This is a genomic window from Allomesorhizobium aridi (genome assembly GCF_043769475.1).
Classification (GTDB): domain Bacteria; phylum Pseudomonadota; class Alphaproteobacteria; order Rhizobiales; family Rhizobiaceae; genus Allomesorhizobium.
In genome coordinates this window covers 565,608-584,089 of the sequence record NZ_CP171729.1, presented here as the reverse complement: position 1 = coordinate 584,089, position 18,482 = coordinate 565,608, and the positions used below count along the sequence as shown (strand labels likewise).

17 protein-coding genes are annotated in these 18,482 nt (G+C 63.1%); 11 read left to right on the top strand and 6 right to left on the bottom strand.

Annotated elements, in window-relative coordinates:
• Window positions 1-236: 236 nt before the first annotated feature.
• A complete protein-coding gene (locus ACG873_RS04765; RefSeq protein ID WP_394890684.1) occupies window positions 237-3,242 on the bottom strand; it encodes a calcium-binding protein in 3,006 nt (1,001 codons plus the stop codon).
• A gap of 1,001 nt (window positions 3,243-4,243) precedes the next feature.
• Here ACG873_RS04765 and ACG873_RS04760 point away from each other — a divergent pair.
• A complete protein-coding gene (locus ACG873_RS04760) occupies window positions 4,244-5,293 on the top strand; it encodes a LysR family transcriptional regulator (protein ID WP_394890683.1) in 1,050 nt (349 codons plus the stop codon).
• Window positions 5,294-5,754: 461 nt separating this feature from the next.
• Window positions 5,755-6,512, top strand: a protein-coding gene (locus tag ACG873_RS04755; protein WP_394886139.1) for an IS5 family transposase whose coding sequence is annotated in 2 segments (ribosomal slippage) — window positions 5,755-6,111 and window positions 6,114-6,512 — 756 coding nt in all. Because the reading frame shifts where the segments join, the coding sequence is not laid out codon by codon here.
• A 13-nt stretch (window positions 6,513-6,525) separates the two neighbouring features.
• Here the strand turns inward: ACG873_RS04755 and ACG873_RS04750 are convergent.
• Window positions 6,526-6,906: a 4a-hydroxytetrahydrobiopterin dehydratase gene (locus ACG873_RS04750; RefSeq protein WP_394890682.1), complete on the bottom strand. Its 381-nt coding sequence runs from the start codon at window positions 6,904-6,906 to the stop codon at window positions 6,526-6,528.
• Window positions 6,907-7,054: 148 nt separating this feature from the next.
• Here ACG873_RS04750 and ACG873_RS04745 point away from each other — a divergent pair, with 148 nt between their 5' ends.
• The 7 genes from ACG873_RS04745 to fae all read left to right on the top strand — a co-directional run bounded on the left by ACG873_RS04745 (window position 7,055) and on the right by fae (window position 13,545).
• Window positions 7,055-8,023: a beta-ribofuranosylaminobenzene 5'-phosphate synthase family protein gene (locus tag ACG873_RS04745; RefSeq protein WP_394890681.1), complete on the top strand. Its 969-nt coding sequence runs from the start codon at window positions 7,055-7,057 to the stop codon at window positions 8,021-8,023.
• A 33-nt stretch (window positions 8,024-8,056) separates the two neighbouring features.
• Complete coding sequence (locus ACG873_RS04740; RefSeq protein ID WP_394890680.1) at window positions 8,057-8,953, top strand: NAD(P)-dependent methylenetetrahydromethanopterin dehydrogenase; 897 nt, start codon at window positions 8,057-8,059, stop codon at window positions 8,951-8,953.
• On the top strand, window positions 8,931-10,061 hold the full coding sequence (locus tag ACG873_RS04735) for an ATP-grasp domain-containing protein (protein ID WP_394890679.1): 1,131 nt from the start codon (window positions 8,931-8,933) through the stop codon (window positions 10,059-10,061). The genes ACG873_RS04740 and ACG873_RS04735 overlap by 23 nt, the downstream gene beginning before the upstream one ends.
• Entirely contained in the window at window positions 10,058-11,014 is a 957-nt protein-coding gene (gene mch / locus ACG873_RS04730; protein ID WP_394890678.1) for a methenyltetrahydromethanopterin cyclohydrolase, read from the top strand. Before ACG873_RS04735 ends, mch begins: the two co-directional genes overlap by 4 nt.
• A 65-nt stretch (window positions 11,015-11,079) precedes the next feature.
• The gene (locus tag ACG873_RS04725) at window positions 11,080-12,027 is read left to right on the top strand and encodes an ATP-grasp domain-containing protein (RefSeq protein WP_394890677.1); all 948 of its coding nucleotides are present in this window, start codon (window positions 11,080-11,082) and stop codon (window positions 12,025-12,027) included.
• A 1-nt stretch (window position 12,028) separates the two neighbouring features.
• Window positions 12,029-12,871 carry a triphosphoribosyl-dephospho-CoA synthase gene (locus tag ACG873_RS04720; RefSeq protein ID WP_394890676.1) on the top strand — a complete coding sequence of 281 codons (843 nt, stop codon included), beginning with the start codon at window positions 12,029-12,031 and terminating at the stop codon, window positions 12,869-12,871.
• Between the two features lie 167 nt (window positions 12,872-13,038).
• A complete protein-coding gene (gene fae / locus ACG873_RS04715; protein ID WP_394890675.1) occupies window positions 13,039-13,545 on the top strand; it encodes a formaldehyde-activating enzyme in 507 nt (168 codons plus the stop codon).
• 137 nt (window positions 13,546-13,682) lie between these two features.
• On the opposite strand, the gene ACG873_RS04710 is transcribed toward fae, so the two are convergent.
• On the bottom strand, window positions 13,683-14,384 hold the full coding sequence (locus tag ACG873_RS04710) for a HisA/HisF-related TIM barrel protein (protein WP_394890674.1): 702 nt from the start codon (window positions 14,382-14,384) through the stop codon (window positions 13,683-13,685).
• 45 nt (window positions 14,385-14,429) lie between these two features.
• On the opposite strand from ACG873_RS04710, the gene ACG873_RS04705 reads away from it, so the two are divergent.
• Entirely contained in the window at window positions 14,430-15,467 is a 1,038-nt protein-coding gene (locus tag ACG873_RS04705) for a hydantoinase/oxoprolinase family protein (protein ID WP_394890673.1), read from the top strand.
• Window positions 15,468-15,535: 68 nt separating this feature from the next.
• Complete coding sequence (locus ACG873_RS04700) at window positions 15,536-15,901, top strand: c-type cytochrome (RefSeq protein ID WP_394890672.1); 366 nt, start codon at window positions 15,536-15,538, stop codon at window positions 15,899-15,901.
• 52 nt (window positions 15,902-15,953) lie between these two features.
• Here ACG873_RS04700 and ACG873_RS04695 read toward each other — a convergent pair whose 3' ends face one another.
• The 3 genes from ACG873_RS04695 to ACG873_RS04685 are packed head-to-tail and all read right to left on the bottom strand — an operon-like array spanning window position 15,954 to window position 18,482.
• Window positions 15,954-16,541: a DUF447 domain-containing protein gene (locus ACG873_RS04695; RefSeq protein ID WP_394890671.1), complete on the bottom strand. Its 588-nt coding sequence runs from the start codon at window positions 16,539-16,541 to the stop codon at window positions 15,954-15,956.
• Between the two features lie 2 nt (window positions 16,542-16,543).
• Window positions 16,544-17,938, bottom strand: coding sequence for a DUF6513 domain-containing protein (locus ACG873_RS04690; protein WP_394890670.1), 1,395 nt, complete (start codon window positions 17,936-17,938; stop codon window positions 16,544-16,546).
• Window positions 17,931-18,482 carry a flavoprotein gene (locus ACG873_RS04685; RefSeq protein ID WP_394893346.1) on the bottom strand — a complete coding sequence of 184 codons (552 nt, stop codon included), beginning with the start codon at window positions 18,480-18,482 and terminating at the stop codon, window positions 17,931-17,933. Before ACG873_RS04685 ends, ACG873_RS04690 begins: the two co-directional genes overlap by 8 nt.

Here is an 18,482-nt window from a genome sequence, read left to right as displayed (position 1 = left end):
TGAACGGCTGGTTTGCGCCTCCTGTCGGCCGTTGAGGGCGCTGGCGGGTGTCGACCCATTGCCGATATCAGCAAGAAGCCGGGATCATTGGTCCCGGTGATCGCGTCAACCTTCGGGTTGGGCTCAACGGCGTCGGTCTGGTCGGTAGCTACGGTCCGTAACGATCGACGGAGAAACCACACAGTTTTCAATTCGCTGGAATGCCCCGCCGATATGTCGGCGGGGCATCGACGATCTCACACGAACAGGAAGTCGCTGAGCGCGAGCGCATTGTTACCGGCCAGCGTAACGATGAGTTCGGCGTCATAGTTGTTGCCGGTCCCATCGCGATCGTACCAGAGCCGACCATTGTCCGTTTCAAACAGGAACTGCGGGCCGGTTCCCGAAGCCAACGGGTCGGCACCCGCCACAAGTCCGGGGTTGCCAGCTGCCGCCATACCGAAATCCGAGCGGTCGATGACGAGCTTGTCCTGTCCGCGCGTGAAGTCCACGATTTGGTCACCGGTGCCGAAACCGTCGGCATGGAAGACAAACTGGTCGCTGCCTGCGCCGCCCTTCAGCAGATCGCCGGCTGCTCCGCCTTCCAGCACATCGTTCCCAGCGCCGCCGAACAGGTAGTCGTCGCCGTCGCCGCCGAAGAAAGTCTCATTGGCGGCCGTGCCGCGGATGTCGTCGTCCAGGTCACTGCCGTAGACGATCTCGATGCCCGTCACCGTCAGGCCTTTGGCCATGCCGGCATTGTTGGCGTTGTTGGCCAGATCGAGAATGACGGACCTTTCGGAGTCGAAGTTGAACATCAGCGTGTCGATGCCGGCACCGCCGTCGATGATGTCGACGCCGGCCTCGACGGTGCGAACCAGCGTGTCGTTGCCCGCATCGCCGTAGAGCTTATCGTTGCCTGCGCCGTCGTACAGGCTGTCGTTGCCGCCGCCGCCACGCAGCGTATCGCTGCCGGCATTGCCTACCAGCACGTCGTTCAGAGTACCCGCCGTTACGGTATCGTTACCGCTCGTTCCGTAGAATTCGAGGCTTTCCGCGGCCGTGAACTTGGTGACCGAATTGACCGCAACCGTGCCGTTCGTGAAGGTGAAGCTCACACCGGTGACCTGATTGGAAAGATCGACATAAACGCGGTCGCTGCCGGTACCCCCATCGGCGAAATCGCCATGATTGATGCGCAACTGGTCGTCTCCGGCGCCGCCATAGAGCTTGTCCGCATGGGTGTCGAACTGGGTGCTGTAGGTCGCCTGGAGTATGTCGTTTCCGTCTCCGCCTTCGAGCAGGTCGACCCCTGCGCCGCCGTATAGAGCATCATTGCCGGCAAGACCTTTCAGCGTATCGTTGCCGGACCCGCCATGGAACAGGTCGCTGAGCGCCCCGCCTGTGAGGTTGTCGGCGCCCGAACCGGACCACATCTGGACCGCCTCCACGTTCTTCAGCGTCACGTCGCCATTGGTCAGCACCGCATTGGGCGAGAGGACAAAGGTCAGGTTTTTGGTGGTTTGCGATCGGCTGACCGAAGCGATGTCCGTGCCCGTACCGCCGTCGACCGTGAATGTCCCGGCCGTGCTGCCTCCAGAATAGTTGATCCTGACGGCATCATTTCCTGTGCCCAGCTGGATCGAGTTGGCGGCCGTACCCGCCGTGATCTCAAGGTTCACGGCGTCGTTGCCGTTGCCGGCGTTGATTGTGTTGCCGCCGGCATTGTCGGTGATCGCGTCGTTGCCGTCGCCGCCGACAAGCACGTCGTTGCCCGCGCCGCCGTCGAGCGTGTCGTTGCCTAAACCGCCGGTCAGCCTGTCAGAGCCCCCATTGCCGTAGAACTTGACCGATAAGGCGGTGCCGGCGGTGAGCACGTCGTTGCCCGCTCCGGAATGGATCGTGTAGTGCTCGGCGTCGGTGACGGTGGTGCCGTCGCTGAGCTTGCCGGTGTTCCCGGTGATCGAGAAGGTCACGGCGGCGGTGGCGTCGTTGCGCATGATCGAGACTGAATCGACACCCGCACCGGCAGTAATGGTATCCTTGCCCCCATTGCCCACGGAGATCGCGTCATTGCCGTCGCCGCCGTTCACCGTGTCGACGCCATTGCCGGCATCAAGGATATCGTCACCCTTGCCACCCGACAGCGTGTCGTTGCCGCCCCAGCTCGTCATCCGGTCATTGCCGTCCCACCCGGTCCATTTGTCGACGCTGATCGAGCCCTGCCCGCTGTCGAGCCAGTAGGCTTCGATTCCGATGAAGGTGGAACCATCCGAGAGGGCGTTGGAGACGGTAGAGGCCTTCGCAGTGAAGGTGCCCACCAGTTTGTTGACCACGAGCACGTCTGCGCCGAGGCCGCCGTCGATCGTGTCCTTGCCCTCGCCAATCACCACATTGACGATGTCGTTGCCGGCCCCGGCCTTGATGGTGTCGATGCCGGCATTGCCGTAAAGGCTGTCATCGCCGTTGCCGCTGTCGATGCTGTCGTCGCCTGCCTCACCTTGCAGGTAGTCGTTGCCCTCTCCACCCGAGACTGTGTCGTTGCCGGCGCCGGCCATCAGGAAATCGTTGCCATACTCGCCGTAGATCTTGTCGTTTCCGACGTCGCCCATGATTGTGTCACTGCCGTAACCACCCTTGAGCGTGTCGTCGCCCAGCCCGCCCGTGACAAAATCGCTACCATTGCCGCCGTTCGCGATGTCGTTGCCGTCGCCGCCAGCGAGGAAGTCGTTACCGATGCCGCCATTAACGGCATCGTTGCCGGCTCCACCGTCCAGCATGTCGTTCCAGCGGCCGCCGGTAAGGCTGTCGCCGAAGTTGCTGCCCGTTATCTGGTATTGCTCGACATTGATGACTTTGATGCCCCCCACGACAGTCGATTGCGCAATCGGATCCTTTGCGGTGAATATGACCGCCGCCGCCTGGTCTCCATAGTTGACCATCAGCGTATCGAAGCCGAGACCACCATCGACGATATCGCCGTTGCCGTTCGTTAGGTCGAAGACATTGATCCTATCGTCACCGGTACCAGCATTGATCGTGTCGGCGCCCGCGCCGCCATCGATATTGTCGCTGCCGGAATTGCCGTTCAGCACGTCGGCGCCGTCATCCCCGGAGATGAAATCGTTCTGGAATCCACCCGACGCAGTGTCGTTCCCCGAAGACGCCAGAATGAAGTCATCGCTCAAACCGCCGGTAATAACATCCGCACCGACGGTCCCGAATAGCGTGTCGGCCGCGTCCGTTCCTGGTATATTTGCCATCTTTCGTTACCTCCGTGATTACGCAAAATCTCGTGCCCGCCTCACTCCTGTGAGGCGGCCTGGTTATGTCGTTTCGTGCTGGCCCGGCCCTGCTGTGGGCGCGGTAACAGCCTTCTCGGTGAAGGGACGACTGACCCTGCCGCAGGCGGGCCCGTCTTTGGAAAGGCTGAACGGTTCTTAGCCTTCAGCCTGATACGTCATTCAGTTGCACCCACCCATTCTCGTCTGCAACATCGTACGATCCGGTGGCAGCCAATCACGAACGATGTCGCCGCTTTCGTGATGTTTCGTATTTCTTCGATTCTCCACCCGAACCCGCAACGGGAACGCCATTTAGGAAGTGATGCGAAACTTGTGAAATTCAATATTCGTATGGGTTCCATCCACGGAACAAATACAGTTCGATCGCTTAGGGCATTCTGACTCTGGTTCGCGCGAAGCCTATTATGTGCCTCCCAACATGCCGGGAAGGAGACAGGCAGATCGCTGACGCTCGGCTATCCGCGGCATTAAACGGATACAAACGCCGGGTAATCAGAAAATCACGGCATCGCTTTCGATGTTTCGCATTTTTTCAAACCCTTTCAGAAGGTCGACTGTACGACCGATCTAGAGGCCAGAACGACGTTCATGAAATTCAATGTTTGTATAGGTCGTATTCACGAGGCAAATGGAGTTCAAGACATACGGGCCGGGGCGCCAGTTAGAAAAAGCACCATAATTAAAAAACCTCTTGAACTGCCGCAGACTGTACCCATGTAATAATTGCGAGCAAGAATCGGGAGCAATGCCTAGACCCGCCAGGGATTTCCGTGCAGTAGCTGCATCGATATCAATTTTCACATTTCCATGCATGGTTGAATAATTTGCAATCAGGGGAGATTGCTGATGTTGTAGCGTTGTTTCTAAATTTTTTTGAATCTCATCTCAGTTCCATAGGCTTACGAGACCTTAGTCCTGCTCGGAAGCAGTTCTACCGTTTGCTGGGGGCAAACAGACACATGAACTTCAATGGTTTCGACCTCAATCTCTTGAGGGTGTTCGACGCGCTGATGCGTGAGCGCAGTGTGACCCGCGCCGGCGACCAGATCGGGCTTAGCCAGCCTGCGGTCAGCGCAGCGCTCAAACGGCTGCGCGAAATTCTCGACGATCAGCTCTTTGTCCGCCGCGGCAACGACATGATACCCACTCCTCGCGCGCTCGAACTCGGTTCATCCACTCGTGAGGCGCTGGGCAAGATTGAGTTCGCCTTGCGCAACCGAAAGCAGTTCGATCCCACGACCATCCAGCGACGCTTCACGCTTCTGGGTTCGGATGTGTTCTCGTTAATGATGATGCCCGCCCTTTCCAGCCGCTTCGCGGAGGAAGCGCCGGGTATTTCGCTTCAACTCGTCGACAACGCCTGGGGAAACGCCGAGAGGCTGCTCCAGGAAGATGCCGTTGACGTCGTCCTGGAAACCGAACTCAACGTCCCCGAATGGGTCTCCAGCATGCATCTGCTGTCGGCGCCCTATGTTGTCGTGGCTTCAGCCAAGCACCCTGGAATCGCGGCGGCAGGCATTGCCCCGCGCGAGGTGATTCCCCTGGATATGTTTTGCCAGCTTCATCACGTGGTGAGATCGTCCAGCGGCACGCTGAACTGTGCAGTGGATTCAGCGCTCACCAAGGTGGGACGCAAACGCCATGTCGCGCTGATCCTGCCGCATACGCTCGGCGTTGCCATTGCAACCGCCAATTCTCTTCATCTCGCCACTGTTCCGCGCCAGTTTGCGGATTTAATGGCGACCCATCTCGGACTGAAAATCTATGATTCGCCGGTAGCGCTCCCAGCAACGAACATCAACGTATTCTGGCACGCCCGCCATAATGGTGATCTCGCCCACCAGTGGCTGCGCCGGCAGATCGTGCGGGTTCGGGACGAATTCGAGGCGAAGATGCGTATACGGACTAGCCCTACGCTTTCCGTCGGTTGCCCAATTAGTACCGGACAGGGAGTCGCAGGTGTCGAAGCCAGCCCGTTGGATGGCTTCCGTGTCTCGTATGGCACTTAAAAAGGCTCATCCGTAAAGTGTATGGTAATTGGCCCGTGAAGCGGCAGCATCCAAGGCACGAGTCAGAGTTCCTGACCGCAGCAGCGATGACCAACCGCCTATCGCTTGGCACCCAATTGTGAAGATCGCGTTTGGTCATGGACGCCGGTTCGCCTGAACGTCCGCTTCCGAGATGCCAATTAGCGATAAGAACGTCCGGTCCGGGTCAGATCACGACTCGATTCCAGCAGGTTGAATGTCTGCAATCTTCGTTCTGGAGCCAGAAGCTGCCTGTCCGCTGTCGGCCCCAAACGCGACGTCTGAGTCACGGTCCGGCGATGACCGCTCTTGGGGCGCCATCCGGTGATTCATCACCGTTAAGACCCTATTCTCGCGATCCTGAGCCTAGGTTGAGAACTCATACAATCGACTGATTTCCATTGGTATTCTTCGCCTTCAATGAGTCGCTGGAGGCAGGACTGATGTCGAAGAGCTTATTTTGGTTGTCGGATGAGGCGTGGAGGGCGATGGAACCGCATCTTCCTCGCGGCAAAGCGGGGAAACCTCGGGTTGATGACCGCAGGGTGATTTCGGGCATCCTGCATGTTCTCAAGACCGGCTGCCGCTGGCGCGACGTGCCTACGGCTTATGGTCCGCCAACCACAATCTACAATCGCTACAACAGGTGGTCGCAGCGCCGTATCTGGCAGCGTATCTTCGAGAAGATGGCGGCTGCCGGGCCCGTTCCGGATGAGCTGTCCATCGATAGCAGCCACGTCAAGGCGCATCGCTCTGCGGCAGGCTCAAAAAGGGGGAATTCTCGGAAGCGATTGGCCGCTCGCGTGGTGGAAGAACGAGCAAAATCCATGCTTTGGCCGATGATCGCGGCCGACCGGTCGCCTTCGCGCTGACGCCGGGCAACATCGCCGACATCACCATGGCCATTCCCTTGATCGGCATGGTGGCCAAGCCCAAAAGGCTACTGGCCGACAAAGCCTATGATGCCGACAGTCTGCGCAATTGGCTGAAACGGGCCAGGATCAAGGCAATCATTCCATCAACCGCCGCACGGCGCACGCCCTATCCGCTCGATCACAAGGCATATCGCCGACGAAACCTTATCGAGCGCATGTTCTGTAAGCTGAAAAACTGGCGCCGCATCGCAACACGATACGATCGCCATGCACAGAACTACCTCTCAGCCCTCGCTCTCGCTGCAATCATTTCAGCCTGGATCTGAATGAGTCCTCAACCTAGTCGTATTTGACGTAGGCGAACCGCTGGTCTGTCTGGGGCGTGCCTTCCAGCGCGCCGCCTTCGCTCGCCGGCTGCCACTGGACGACGTCCTCGATCTTCTTCGCCAGTTCGAAATCCTTGTCGGTGACGCCTTTGGCCGCGTGGTTCATAAGGCGAACCTCGACCCAGGCATAGGAAGCGGTGATGTCTGGATGGTGCCACGCGGCTTCCGCGAGGTGGCCGACCGTGTTGATGACCATCAGCGTCGATTTCCAGCTGTGGGTCTTGTATTTTCGCCGGATCCAGCCGTTCTCATAACGCCATTTCGGCAGCTCCTTCTCGAGCCGCTCAGCGATTTCGGCTTCCGAATAGACCTTTTCCTTGACTATCTCGCTCATCTCGATCTCCGTGTGCTGTTTAAAAGGCAGGGGCCCCGGCACCAAAGTAGAGGGCCCGCCATGCTTGCCCCCTCGCCGAAAACGGCTATCATGACCGCGGGCACCTAAACTTCGCGATGCATGTAATGATGCACCCATCCGGGGGCAGATGTCGAATTCCGTTACCATAAGAGTGCCCGCCCGCCTGCATCTTGGCTTCCTCGATCTGAATGGCGATGTCGGACGCCGCTTCGGCAGCGTCGGCCTGCCGCTGAGCGAGCCGGAGACGGTCGTGACCCTGTCGCGGGCCGCCGAAACCTCGGTCGAGGGCGGCGAGGCCGCGCGCGCCGAAAAGCACCTGTCGGTGCTCTGCCGGCATCTCGGCATCAGGTCCAGCCATCGCGTGGTGGTGGAACAGGCCATTCCTTCCCATGCCGGCCTCGGATCGGGAACCCAGATCGCGCTGGCGGTGGCGGCGGCGCTGCGCACGCTGCACCGGCTGCCGCTCGATATCGCCGGCGATGCCATCCTGCTTGCGCGCGGCGCGCGGTCGGGCATCGGCATCGCCAGTTTCGAGAGCGGCGGCGTGATCGTGGACGCAGGAAAGAACAGCAGCGGCAAGTCTCCGCCGGTCGTGGCGCGGCTTCCCTTTCCCGACGAATGGCGCGTGCTGCTCATCCTCGACGAGGCCGTGGAAGGGCTCCATGGCAAGGATGAACTCGAAGCCTTCCGCGCCCTGCCCCAGTTTCCCGCGGCAGGCGCGGGCGAGATCTGCCGGCAGGTGCTGATGGGGCTGATGCCCGCCCTCATCGAGCGCGACCTGCCCGCTTTCGGCGCAGCCGTCACGACGATCCAGATGCTCATCGGCAGCCATTTCGCGCCGGCCCAGGGCGGCGTCTTCACCTCGAAGCGCGTCGAGGCCGTGGCACGGCGGCTGGCCGAAGCCGGCGCGGTCGGGATAGGCCAGAGTTCGTGGGGGCCGACGGGTTTTGCCTTCGCGGCGTCGGAAGACGAAGCGCGCCGGATCGTCGGCGCGGGCGGAAAATCGGTCGGGGACGGCGTGGAGATCAGGATCGTGCGGGGCAGGAACTCCGGCGCCAGGATCAATTCGACCACGCTCGACCTCGTGGGCAGCTGAACGGCGAAGGCACTCGAGAAGAAAAGGCGAAAGATGGCCCGCAAACACATCCTGCATATGCTGACGCCGCTGCGGCAGATGAGCCCCTTCGACGTGAACATGGCTCTCGACGCGGGCTTCGACGCGGTCATTCCCTACGTCGACGTGAGCCTCGGCGATGTCACCGGACTGGTGCAGGACGCCATCTTTTCCCGCCCGCCCGACGCCGGCGTGGATACGGGGATATTCATTGGCGGCAAGGACGTGTCGCTGGCGCTAGATATGTTCGACGCGGCGAAGAAGGCGATGGTGCCGCCCTTCCAGGTGTCGGTTTTCGCCGATCCGGCAGGGTCGTTCACGACCGCCGCGGCAATGGTGGCCAAGGTCGAGAAGGCGCTCGAACAGCACTCCGGGCGCGGCCTGAAAGGCACGGCGGTCGCTATCTTCGGCGCGACCGGCGTGGTCGGCTTCTGCACCGCCGTCATCGCGGCCAGGGAAGGCGCCGAGGTCACGATCGTCGGCCATGACGGCCTCGAACGGGTGGAGAAGATCGCCGCCGAGATCAGGGACCGCTTCGGGGTAGGCGTCACCCCCGCGGACGGTTCGACGGACGCCGGCAAGACGGCCATCGTTCAGGCCAGCGAGGTTGTTCTGAGCGCCGCGAAGGCAGGGGTCCAAGTCATCTCGAAGGCCCATCTGCAGGGTGCCGGCAGGCTGCTCGTCGGCGCCGACGTGAATGCGGTTCCGCCGGCCGGCATAGAAGGGCTGGCGGTCAACGCCAATGGCGATCCGATCGATGCGACAGCGGCCGTCGGCATTGGCCCGCTCGCCATCGGCAACGTCAAATACAAGGTCGAGTACGGTCTCTTCAAGAAGATGATCGAGGCGGACAAGACGGTCACATTCGATTTCCAGGACGCGTTTACCCTTGCACGCCAGTTCGCCAAATAACGCCGGCCTTCTCCTGATCGCGGCGATCTCGGGCCGCGCGCTGGCTGCCTCGGCGCGGCGAGCCGGCTATCGGCCGCTGGTCGCGGATTTTTTCTGCGATACCGATACGGTCGCGCTGGCCGAGCGCGCGATGAAGCTGCCGGGCGACCTGCAGAGCGGCATAGATGGCGCGCGCATCATTGAGACGCTCCACCGCCTGGCCGGAAACGACCGGTCGGTCCCCGTCGTCCTGGGCTCGGGTTTCGAACGGCAGACGGACCTCGTCGACGAGGTCGCGAGCATTTTCCCGTTAGCAGGCAACGGCGCGCGGGCGATACGCCGCGTCAAGGATCCACAAATGCTGGCGTGCGATTGCGCCGAACTTGGCATACCGCACCCCGCGTTCCAATGGGAGCCGCCCCCCGACCCAGAAAGCTGGGTGATCAAGACTGTGGGCGGCGCGGGCGGCGTGCACATAGAGCGGGCAACCGGGGGAACGCCGCCTGCCGGGCGCTATTTCCAGCGCTTCGTTTCCGGCCGCAGCGTCTCGGCCCTGTTCATTGGTGACGGCAAGTCCGCACGTATCGTCGGCTTCAGCCGGCAATGGGTCTCTCCCGCCCCGGCTGCGCCCTACCGCTACGGCGGGGCCGTGCGCCTGCGACGCTTCGACCGCGCCCAGGCGGAAATGATAGGCGGCTGGCTTTCCGGCCTGACGCGCCGCGCCGGCCTGGTGGGGCTTTGCAGCGCCGACTTCATCCATGGCGCCGACGGCTATAGGCTCGTCGAGATCAATCCGAGACCAGGCGCCACGCTCGACATTTTCGACTGCGCCGAAGCGCCCTTAATGGAAGCGCATCTGCGCGCGGCGAGAGGCGAGGCTTATCGCCTGCCGCGCTTTGCCGACTCCATGGCCTCGATGATCACTTATGCGGCGGCGCCGGTTCCGCAATTCCCGGCGATCGAATGGCCCGACTGGACAGCCGACCATCAATCGCCCGGCACGATACTGATTGCCGGTGATCCCGTCTGCACCGTTTTCGCCCGCGGCCCCAGCGCCGGCGCCACCCAACGGGCCGTCAAGGCGCACGCCAGGCAATTGCAACACCAATGGGAAGGAGACCGGACATGAAAGACGGTTCGGCGTTCCTGAACGACAACGCCCAGCGCATCGCCGACGGCATGATCCGCGACGCGGAGCGCCTGCGCATCGCCGTTTCCAACGGCCCGCTCGGTGAGACGCTGATCGACGCGGGCTCCAGGGCCGCAGGAGGCGTCGAAGCCGGGCTGCACATGGCGGAGGCGGCGATGGGCGGCCTCGGCAGCATCTCGGCGGTCATGGACCGCGCCTCGGAGAAATGGCCGTTCACCGTCGAAGTCCGGTCCTCGCAGCCGGTGCTTGCATGCCTCGGTTCCCAATACGCGGGCTGGAACCTGTCGGGCGACGGCTATTTTGCCATGGGCTCCGGCCCGGCGCGCGCGCTGGCCCGGGTGGAACCGCTCTACACCACCCTCGCCTACCGCGACATTGCATCGTCCGCCGTGCTGATACTGGAAACGGCCGAACCGCCGCCGCAGGCGGTCGTCGAAAAGGTCGCCAAGGCCACCGGCCTCGCGGCCGACAAGCTTACGTTTCTCTATGCGCCGACACAAAGCATAGCCGGAGCCGTCCAGATCGTCTCCCGTGTTCTGGAAGTCGCCCTGCACAAGGCCAACGATCTCAAATTCCCGCTGGAGGACATCGTCGACGGCATAGGCGCGGCCCCCATCCCCGCCCCTCATCCGGACTTCCTTACCGCCATGGGCCGGACAAACGACGCGATCATCTATGGCGGGATCGCCCAGCTTTTCGTGAAGGGTACCGCCCAGGCAGCCGAGGAACTCGCCCGAAACCTGCCGAGCCGGTCGTCCCGCGACTACGGCCAGCCGTTCGCCGAAATCTTCAAGCAATTCAAGGGCGACTTCTACGCCATCGACCCATTGCTGTTCAGCCCGGCCGAAGTCATTGTGACGGCGATCGAAACCGGCGATACATTTCGGGCCGGCGGGCGGGATGCGGCGATGCTTGAGCGGAGTTTGGGGTAACGCGTGTTGCAGGTGGAATTCATGTTGGCGCTCCACGCCCGCGGCATCGTGGCGGAATGCGCTGCATGATCCCCCGCATCCTCATCGTGAGCGACAATTCGGACGCGCGCTCGAAGGGCCTTGCCGCCAGGCTGAGCCGGAGAGGCGCCGCCGTCGTAACCGCGCCGCTGGCCGCGATAGCTTTCGACACGGAGAGCCCGACCGGGTTTTCAATCCCCGGCTTCGACGGCACGCTGCCCGACGCCGTGCTCGTTCGCTCCATTTCGGCCGGATCCTTCGAAGCGGTAACGCGGCGTCTCGGCTTGCTCCACGCGTTCGACAGGCTCTCCGTCCCGGTGTGGAATTCCGCGCAGGCGATCGAGCGTTGTGTCGACAAGTCGACGACCACGTTCCTGCTGAAGAATGCCGGCCTTCCGACGCCTCCGACATTCGCCGTCGAAGGGCTGGCGGCGGCCGAAGAGATCGCCGCCCGCGAGCTTACGTTGTCGCCGCTGGTGCTGAAGCCGCTTTTCGGCGCGCAGGGACGGGGCATAAGGCTGATCCGGTCGCTGTCCGACCTTCCCCCGACGGAGGAGGTGAACGACGTCTATTACCTCCAGCACTATGTCGCGCGCGCCGGTCCTCCGTTCCGAGATTTCCGTGTCTTCGTCTGCGCCGGGGAGGCGGTGGCGATGATGAGCCGCCGGGGCGAGGACTGGATAACCAATGTCAATCGAGGGGCGGTGCCGGAGCAGGTTTCCGGGCATGGCGAAGCCGAGCTGGCGAAGCTGGCGGTCGCCGCAGCGGCGGCGGTCGGCGCGGACTTCGCCGGCGTCGACATCATTCCGGCGCCCGACGGCGCGCTGCAGGTGCTGGAGGTGAACAGCATGCCGGCCTGGTCGGGCCTGCAATCGGTCGTCGCCGTGAATATCGCCGATGCGATCGCTGACGCGCTGCTGAAATTCCTCGCCGACCGCGCCAAGGCGGCAAGGCCGGTCCGTCCGCACCGTTTCGTCGCGCCGGCGAACTCCTGACATGGCGCGCGCCCGCGAACGCATCAGCGCCGCCTATGTGGACGCCTGCCGGATGGAGATCGAGGCGCTGAAACCGGGCAACGTCCATCTCTTCGCCGATGGGCACCGCATGTCGGCCGACCAGTTCATCACCAGCGCCCGCGTCTCGGCCGCACCGCTCACCGATCCGGGACTGCCGGTAGGACGGCGCATTCTCGAGGCTGTTCGGGCGACGCGCCAGGCGGTCGGGATCAACACCAATCTCGGCATCGTGCTTCTCGCCGCGCCGCTTGCTTGCGCCGCCGGGATGGAGGGGCGCGACCTGCGCGCCAATCTCGATGCGGTCCTGCGGGCAATGGACATGGAAGACACAAGGGCGGTCTTCGAGGCGATCGCGCTCGCCTCGCCCGGCGGCCTCGGAACTGCCAAAGAAAACGACGTGCGCGAGGAGCCGAAAGTTCAACTGCTGGAAGCCATGCGCGAGGCGTCCGGCCGCGACAGGATCGCGCGCCAATATGTTACCGGCTTCGAGGACATATTCGAGGTCGGGCTGCCGGCACTGGAGGCGGCGCTGTCTCGCGGCGAGAGCGGCATGTGGCCCACGATCTTCGCCTATATGGCGTTTCTTGCGAGCTTTCCGGACAGCCACGTGGCCCGCAAGCAAGGCGATGAGGCCGCCGACGGCGTTCGCAACGAGGCGGCGGACGTAAGGGCCGCGCTCGACGCGCGGGACGAAGCGCTGCGCATTTCGGCGCTTCTGGAGTTCGACCAGCGGCTGAAGGCGCGCGACATCAACCCCGGCACCTCGGCCGACCTGACGGTGGCTTGTCTTTTAGTCCACATTCTCGGTCGTCGCCTTGCGTAATGAAATTGTTGGTGCTTCAATTTCTACGGCGAAGGCACCGCTTTCGCTGCTATCTAGCCAACCGGTCCGGCAAATCCGGACGCTGCCAACAAGGATAGCTGTCCATCGAGCGCTCGCTCGGTTGCGGCGTCTATGGACATCATAATTGTGTCTCGGAGGAAATTGGCATGGCAAAGATCTCTAAAGTAATGGTCGGTGAATCGCTTGTCGGCGACGGCAACGAAGTCGCCCACGTCGACCTGCTCATCGGACCCAGGGGGAGCGCGGTCGAAACGGCTTTCTGCAACGCACTCACCAACAACAAGGACGGTTTCACCTCGCTTCTGGCGGTGATCGCGCCCAATCTTCAGTGCAAACCCAACACGGTGATGTTCAACAAGGTCACGATCAAGGGCGCCAAGCAGGCCGTCCAGATGTTCGGCCCCGCGCAGCACGCGGTCGCCAAGGCCGTCCAGGACAGCGTCGCTGACGGCATCATCCCCGCCAACGAGGCGGACGACCTGTTCATCTGCGTCGGCGTCTTCATCCACTGGGAAGCCGAAGACGACGCAAAAATCCAGCAATACAACTATCAGGCGACGAAGGAAGCCATCCAGCGCGCGGTCGAAGGCATCCCGACTGCCGCCGAAGCCACCTCGCAGCGGGACAAGGTGAAGCATCCGTTCGCGGCCTAGACAAGAGACAGCCCCGCACAGATAACGCCCTCCGCCGAGCCGGATGGTCTGCTGCGCCGGCTGAAAAAAGCCCTCGGCTTTTGAACCTCCGTTCCGAGGCGCGGCATTGCCGCGCTCCGGAACGGCATCCAGCATCGTCAAGCTGCGCCGAGCGACGCAAGTTGCCCGGGCGTGAGCGTGCCGTCGTGGAGCGATGTCGCAACCAGTGCAGCGTCGACACCGAGCGACGAAAGCGCGCTTATGTCGGCTGCGTTGCGGACGCCGCCGGCGGCGACGACGGAACGGCTTGCGGCCTTTGCCTTGATCTCCGCGAGCCGCGCGAAATCGGGGCCGGCGCCGGACCCCACTTTGGCCAGCGTCATCACGATCACGGTTCGCGGCCAGAACGCTGGCTCTTTGAGGATGGAAGGCGGGCCGCGGAAGCCGTCGGCAAAGAAATCGAGCGAAAGGACGGGGCCGGGATGATCGCAAAAACGCCGGAGCAGCGCATCGCTGTGCTGCGATTCGGAGCCCAGCACAGGGCGCAGCAACGGTTCGGCGAGAGCTGCGGCGAGCGCTTTCCCGTCGGCAATTCCGGCATCCACCCAAAGTTCGGGCGCGTCGGGCATCGCCTGCAGCCGGGCGAGCGCTTCAGCGTTGGGCGCGCGGCCTTCTATGGCGTCCAGATCCGCTATGTAGAAGGCCGAAAACGGATGGAGCGTGCGCAGGCCCGTTGCGACCGAGACGGGATCAGGGCTGGCGCTGAGCGGCGTCACGATCGGCCGGTAGCGGTCGCGCCTGCCCATTTCGGCACGCACGACCTGGCCGTCTTTCAAGTCGAGAACAGGGATGATACGCAACGCTTTTCCCGCAAGTGGCCAGCCCTTTTGATGAAAGCCTGAACTTTGGAAAAAGGAAAGAGCACTATCGCCGGCTTCGACGTGGGCGGCGCGCATCTGAAGGTCACGCGGGCCGAAAATGGCCGGATCGTCGAGGCGGCGACCATCCTGATGCCGCTCTGGCTCGGCCTCGACAATCTCACCTCTGCGCTTCGCGAGGCGTCGGCGGTCTATGCCGGGGCCGATCTCAACGCGTTCACCATGACCGGCGAACTGTCGGACATATTCCCCTCGCGGGACGACGGCGTCGCGTCGCTGCTGAAACTGATTTCGCAACATTTTCCGTCCGGCGACAATCTGATCTATGCCGGGCGGTCCGGCTTCGTCGGGGCCGGACAGGCGGCCCGGCTCGGCGGCGATGTCGCCTCCGCCAACTGGCACGCGACTGCCTCGCTGGTGGCTAAGCTCGTCGGCGACGCGCTGTTCGTCGACATGGGCTCCACCACCACCGACATCATTCCGGTCAGGGACGGCGCGGTCGCCGGCGAAGGCTACAGCGACGCCGAGCGGCTGATGACTGGCGAGCTCGTCTATACCGGCTTCACGCGCACCTTCCTGTTCGGCATAGCGTCGTCGGCGCCAGTGCGCGGGCAGCTGACCCCTCTGATGAACGAATACTTCGCCTCGATCGCCGACGCGCACCGCATCATGGGCGTGCTCGACGAGAAGGACGACAAGCACACTTCCGCCGACGGCAAGGAGAAGACGCCGGAGGCCTCGATGGCGCGGCTGGGCCGCATGGTGGGGCGCGACGCCGCCGATCTCTCGCCCGCCGAATGGCGCGACGTGGCGCGCTGGTTCAGCGAGCGCCAGCTTCGCATGGTCCACGACGCCGCGTTCCGGGTCGCCGGCAAGCTAGCCGACGACACGCCGATCGTAGCCGCCGGTGCTGGGCGCTGGCAGATCAGGCGGCTTGCCGAGCGCATGGAGCGCCGCTTCATCGACTTCGCCGACATCATTCCGGCCGACGACGCGGTGCGCAACGAAGCAAGCAGCGCCGCCCCTGCGGCAGCCGTCGCGCTGCTTGCGGGAATGCAGGAGTGAACTGCGACTGAACGCTCCGGAACGGCTTCGGACGCGAGGCGTTCCCCTCCGAAGCCGTGGAGGTGGACATGAACGGTCGGATATTCGCCCTCACGCTGCTGGGATTTGTTCCGGCCGCGCAGGGGTTTGCGCAGGAAGATGGACAGACCGCCTTCAACAGTAGTTGCCGCACGTGCCATACGATGAAGGAAGGCGATCACCGGCAGGGACCGAGCCTTGCCGGCGTGATCGGCCGCAAGGCCGGAACCGCTCCGGGCTACAATTTTTCGGATTCAATGAAGCAGTCCGGCATTGTCTGGGACGAGGCCAACCTCGACAAATTCATTGCCAATCCCGACCAAGTCGTGAACGGCAACACCATGAAGCCGTATGGCGGCATCACCGACGCGGCGCAGCGCAAAACGATCATCGAATTCATGAAGACAGGCGGCTAGGACTTTTGTGGTTACCGCATAATCTTATCTGAAAGCCTGCAACTTTTCGACATCATGACGCGCCAGCGCGTCCGGTATCCGTTGCCGCGAAATGATTGTCGACGCGCTGCATCAGCCAGCTCCAGGCCTCCCTCTCGTCGGGGCCGGCGGTCTTTTCGATGGCGATGGTCAGATAAGCGATCTCGGCCTCGATCTTCTCGCGCGGCAGCATGCCCAGCCGGCTGACCAGGATGGCGAGTTCCAGCACCGCCGCCTTGGCGCGGTTGAAGCCTGTAAACGGCGCGTGGGTCCGCTCTTCGACGACGCGGCAGAAATGCCGCGGGCGCACGCCGTCGTCCTGGACGGTGACGACCTGGAGCACCGAATGCGCGAGCGCGGCTTCGATGCGAGGCACGGGGCAGCCGTCCACCGCGACGGTCGGCCAGTCCTTGCGGCCGGTCAGGCAGCCGGCGAAAATGCGGACGTCGTCGGTGTAGCTGGCGACCGCGAACGGCACGGCCGCCAGATTGTCGAGCGTGATGGATGGGCGAAACGGCGCAATCACCCAGCCGTCCTTCTCCGCAATGATGCCGAGCGGCGCAATGTGGACTTTCCCGTCGCTGTCGGCGGTCGTAATGATGCATTCGCGGATGTAAGGCATCGCTACCGTTCCTTCTTGGCCTTAAGCGTGTGGCCGGCTTCGGCAAGGCGCAGGCGGTCGGTCTCCGGCGCCGGGGCCGCCACGCCCCAGGCCAGCGGCTCGTCCTGCGTGTAGCGCTTGCCGAGGCGCCAGGCGATCTCCGCCTTCATGAGCTCTGCGCCGAGATAGAAGGCATGGGCGCCGTCCGCCTCGACCCCCAGCCCGGAAAAGAGCTCGAACGCGTCCGTGGCGACCGCGTGACCCTTGTTGTTGAAGATATGGATGCCGTCCTCGGCAGTCATGATGCGGAAATTGGCGTCGCGCACCTCGGCGGCAAGGGCGTCGATATCCTCGGCCGCGGCCGGATAGGGTTTGCGGTCGTGGATTTGCAGGAGGCCCGGATCGTAGTCCTTCGGCAGCGCCCCGTCGGCGCGGGCCGCAAACAGGATGCGGCGCGCGAGATCGTGCTCCTCCACCGTCCGGACGGTATGGGGGCTGACATTGACGGTCAGCACGTTGCGTATCTGGAGTTCCGAGCAGAGGCCGGCGAGGATCGCGGTGACGCCGGAACTGTCGGCATCGGTAAGTTCGGTGAGATTGCCGGTGCCCATCATCAATTCGACTTCAGGCCAGCGGCGGCGCGCCTCGATAAAGCGATTTAGCGATTGGGCGAAGCCGAAATGGATCGGATCAAGCACGGGATCGGCCATGAAGGATATGCCGGCCCGTTCCGCTGCCTCGATGGCGCGGCCAAGCGAATCCAGGTCGCCGGGTACCGACGGGATCAGCACCGGTGTCGCCCCATGGTCAAAGGCCAGCGGCAGCGAGTTTTCGTCCAGACTGAGCAGAAAATCAGCCCCTGCCCGCGCACCGATCGCCAGTTCATCGATACTGGCGGAATCGACGCTGACGGAAAACCCCTGCGCCTTCAGTTCCCGCACTGCCTCGGCTAGCGTCGGAAAAGGCGTTTCGGGCAGGCAGCCGAGGTCGATGACATCGGCCCCGGCATCGGCAAGCTCCCTCGCCCGCGCCAGCAGCGCATCGACCGAAAGCATCGGCGCGTCGACGATCTCTGCGAAGATGCGCATGTCGTGCCGGGAGAGGTCCGGGGGGCCGCCTGGGCGGCCGAGGAACGCCGGCAGGTCGGCGATTTCGTCGGGGCCGCGCACGAAAGGCACGCCAAAATGCTCTGAGAGACGCTCGAGATCGCCGCGATAGCGGCCGGGCAGCATGATCCGGTCCGCGCCGTGGTCGAGCTTCAGCCGGCGCTTGATGATGTCCTCGGTCATCAGCGCCGCGACCTTGACGCCGATGTCCACGATCTCCCAGGCGAATTCGGTCTCTCCAAGCCCGGACAGCAGCCGTTCCAGCCGCGCCTTGGCCAGGTGGCCGGTCAGGAAGATCAGCCGCTCAGTCATCGGATTCTAGTTCGGCGCGTCGGCGGCGTATCGCGGCCTTGAGGCCTGCCAGCGATTCCACCACCTCGGTCCGCTCGAAGCCTTTGAGCCGTTCGGTGTGCTCCAGGTCGATCCTGCGCGGATAGACCTTGACCAGCCCGTGCGGCGCCATGGTTTCGAGCTCGGGGGCGGTATCACAGGCAAAGACGATGGCCGGGACGCGGCATTTGCCCGCCTGGGCAAAGACATTGGTTGCGATCGTGTCGGAAATGCCGAGCACGCATTTGGCGACCGTGTTGGAACTGGCCGGCGCCACCACCACTGTGTGATAGACGCCGTGATAGAAGGCGCCGACCGGCACGGAACTCGCCGTCTTGTCATGCAGGACGCGCATCGTGTCGGGGAAATCCAGCTTAAGCTTGTACATGCGCAGCACTTCGTTCGCGGCTTTCGAGACGAAGATATCGCAATGTTCGAGCTCGTGGATAAGCGCGAAGCTTTCCGTGAAGAAGTGGCCGGACCCGGTGAGAACCCATGCCCAGCGCGGCGTATGCAGATTTTCCAG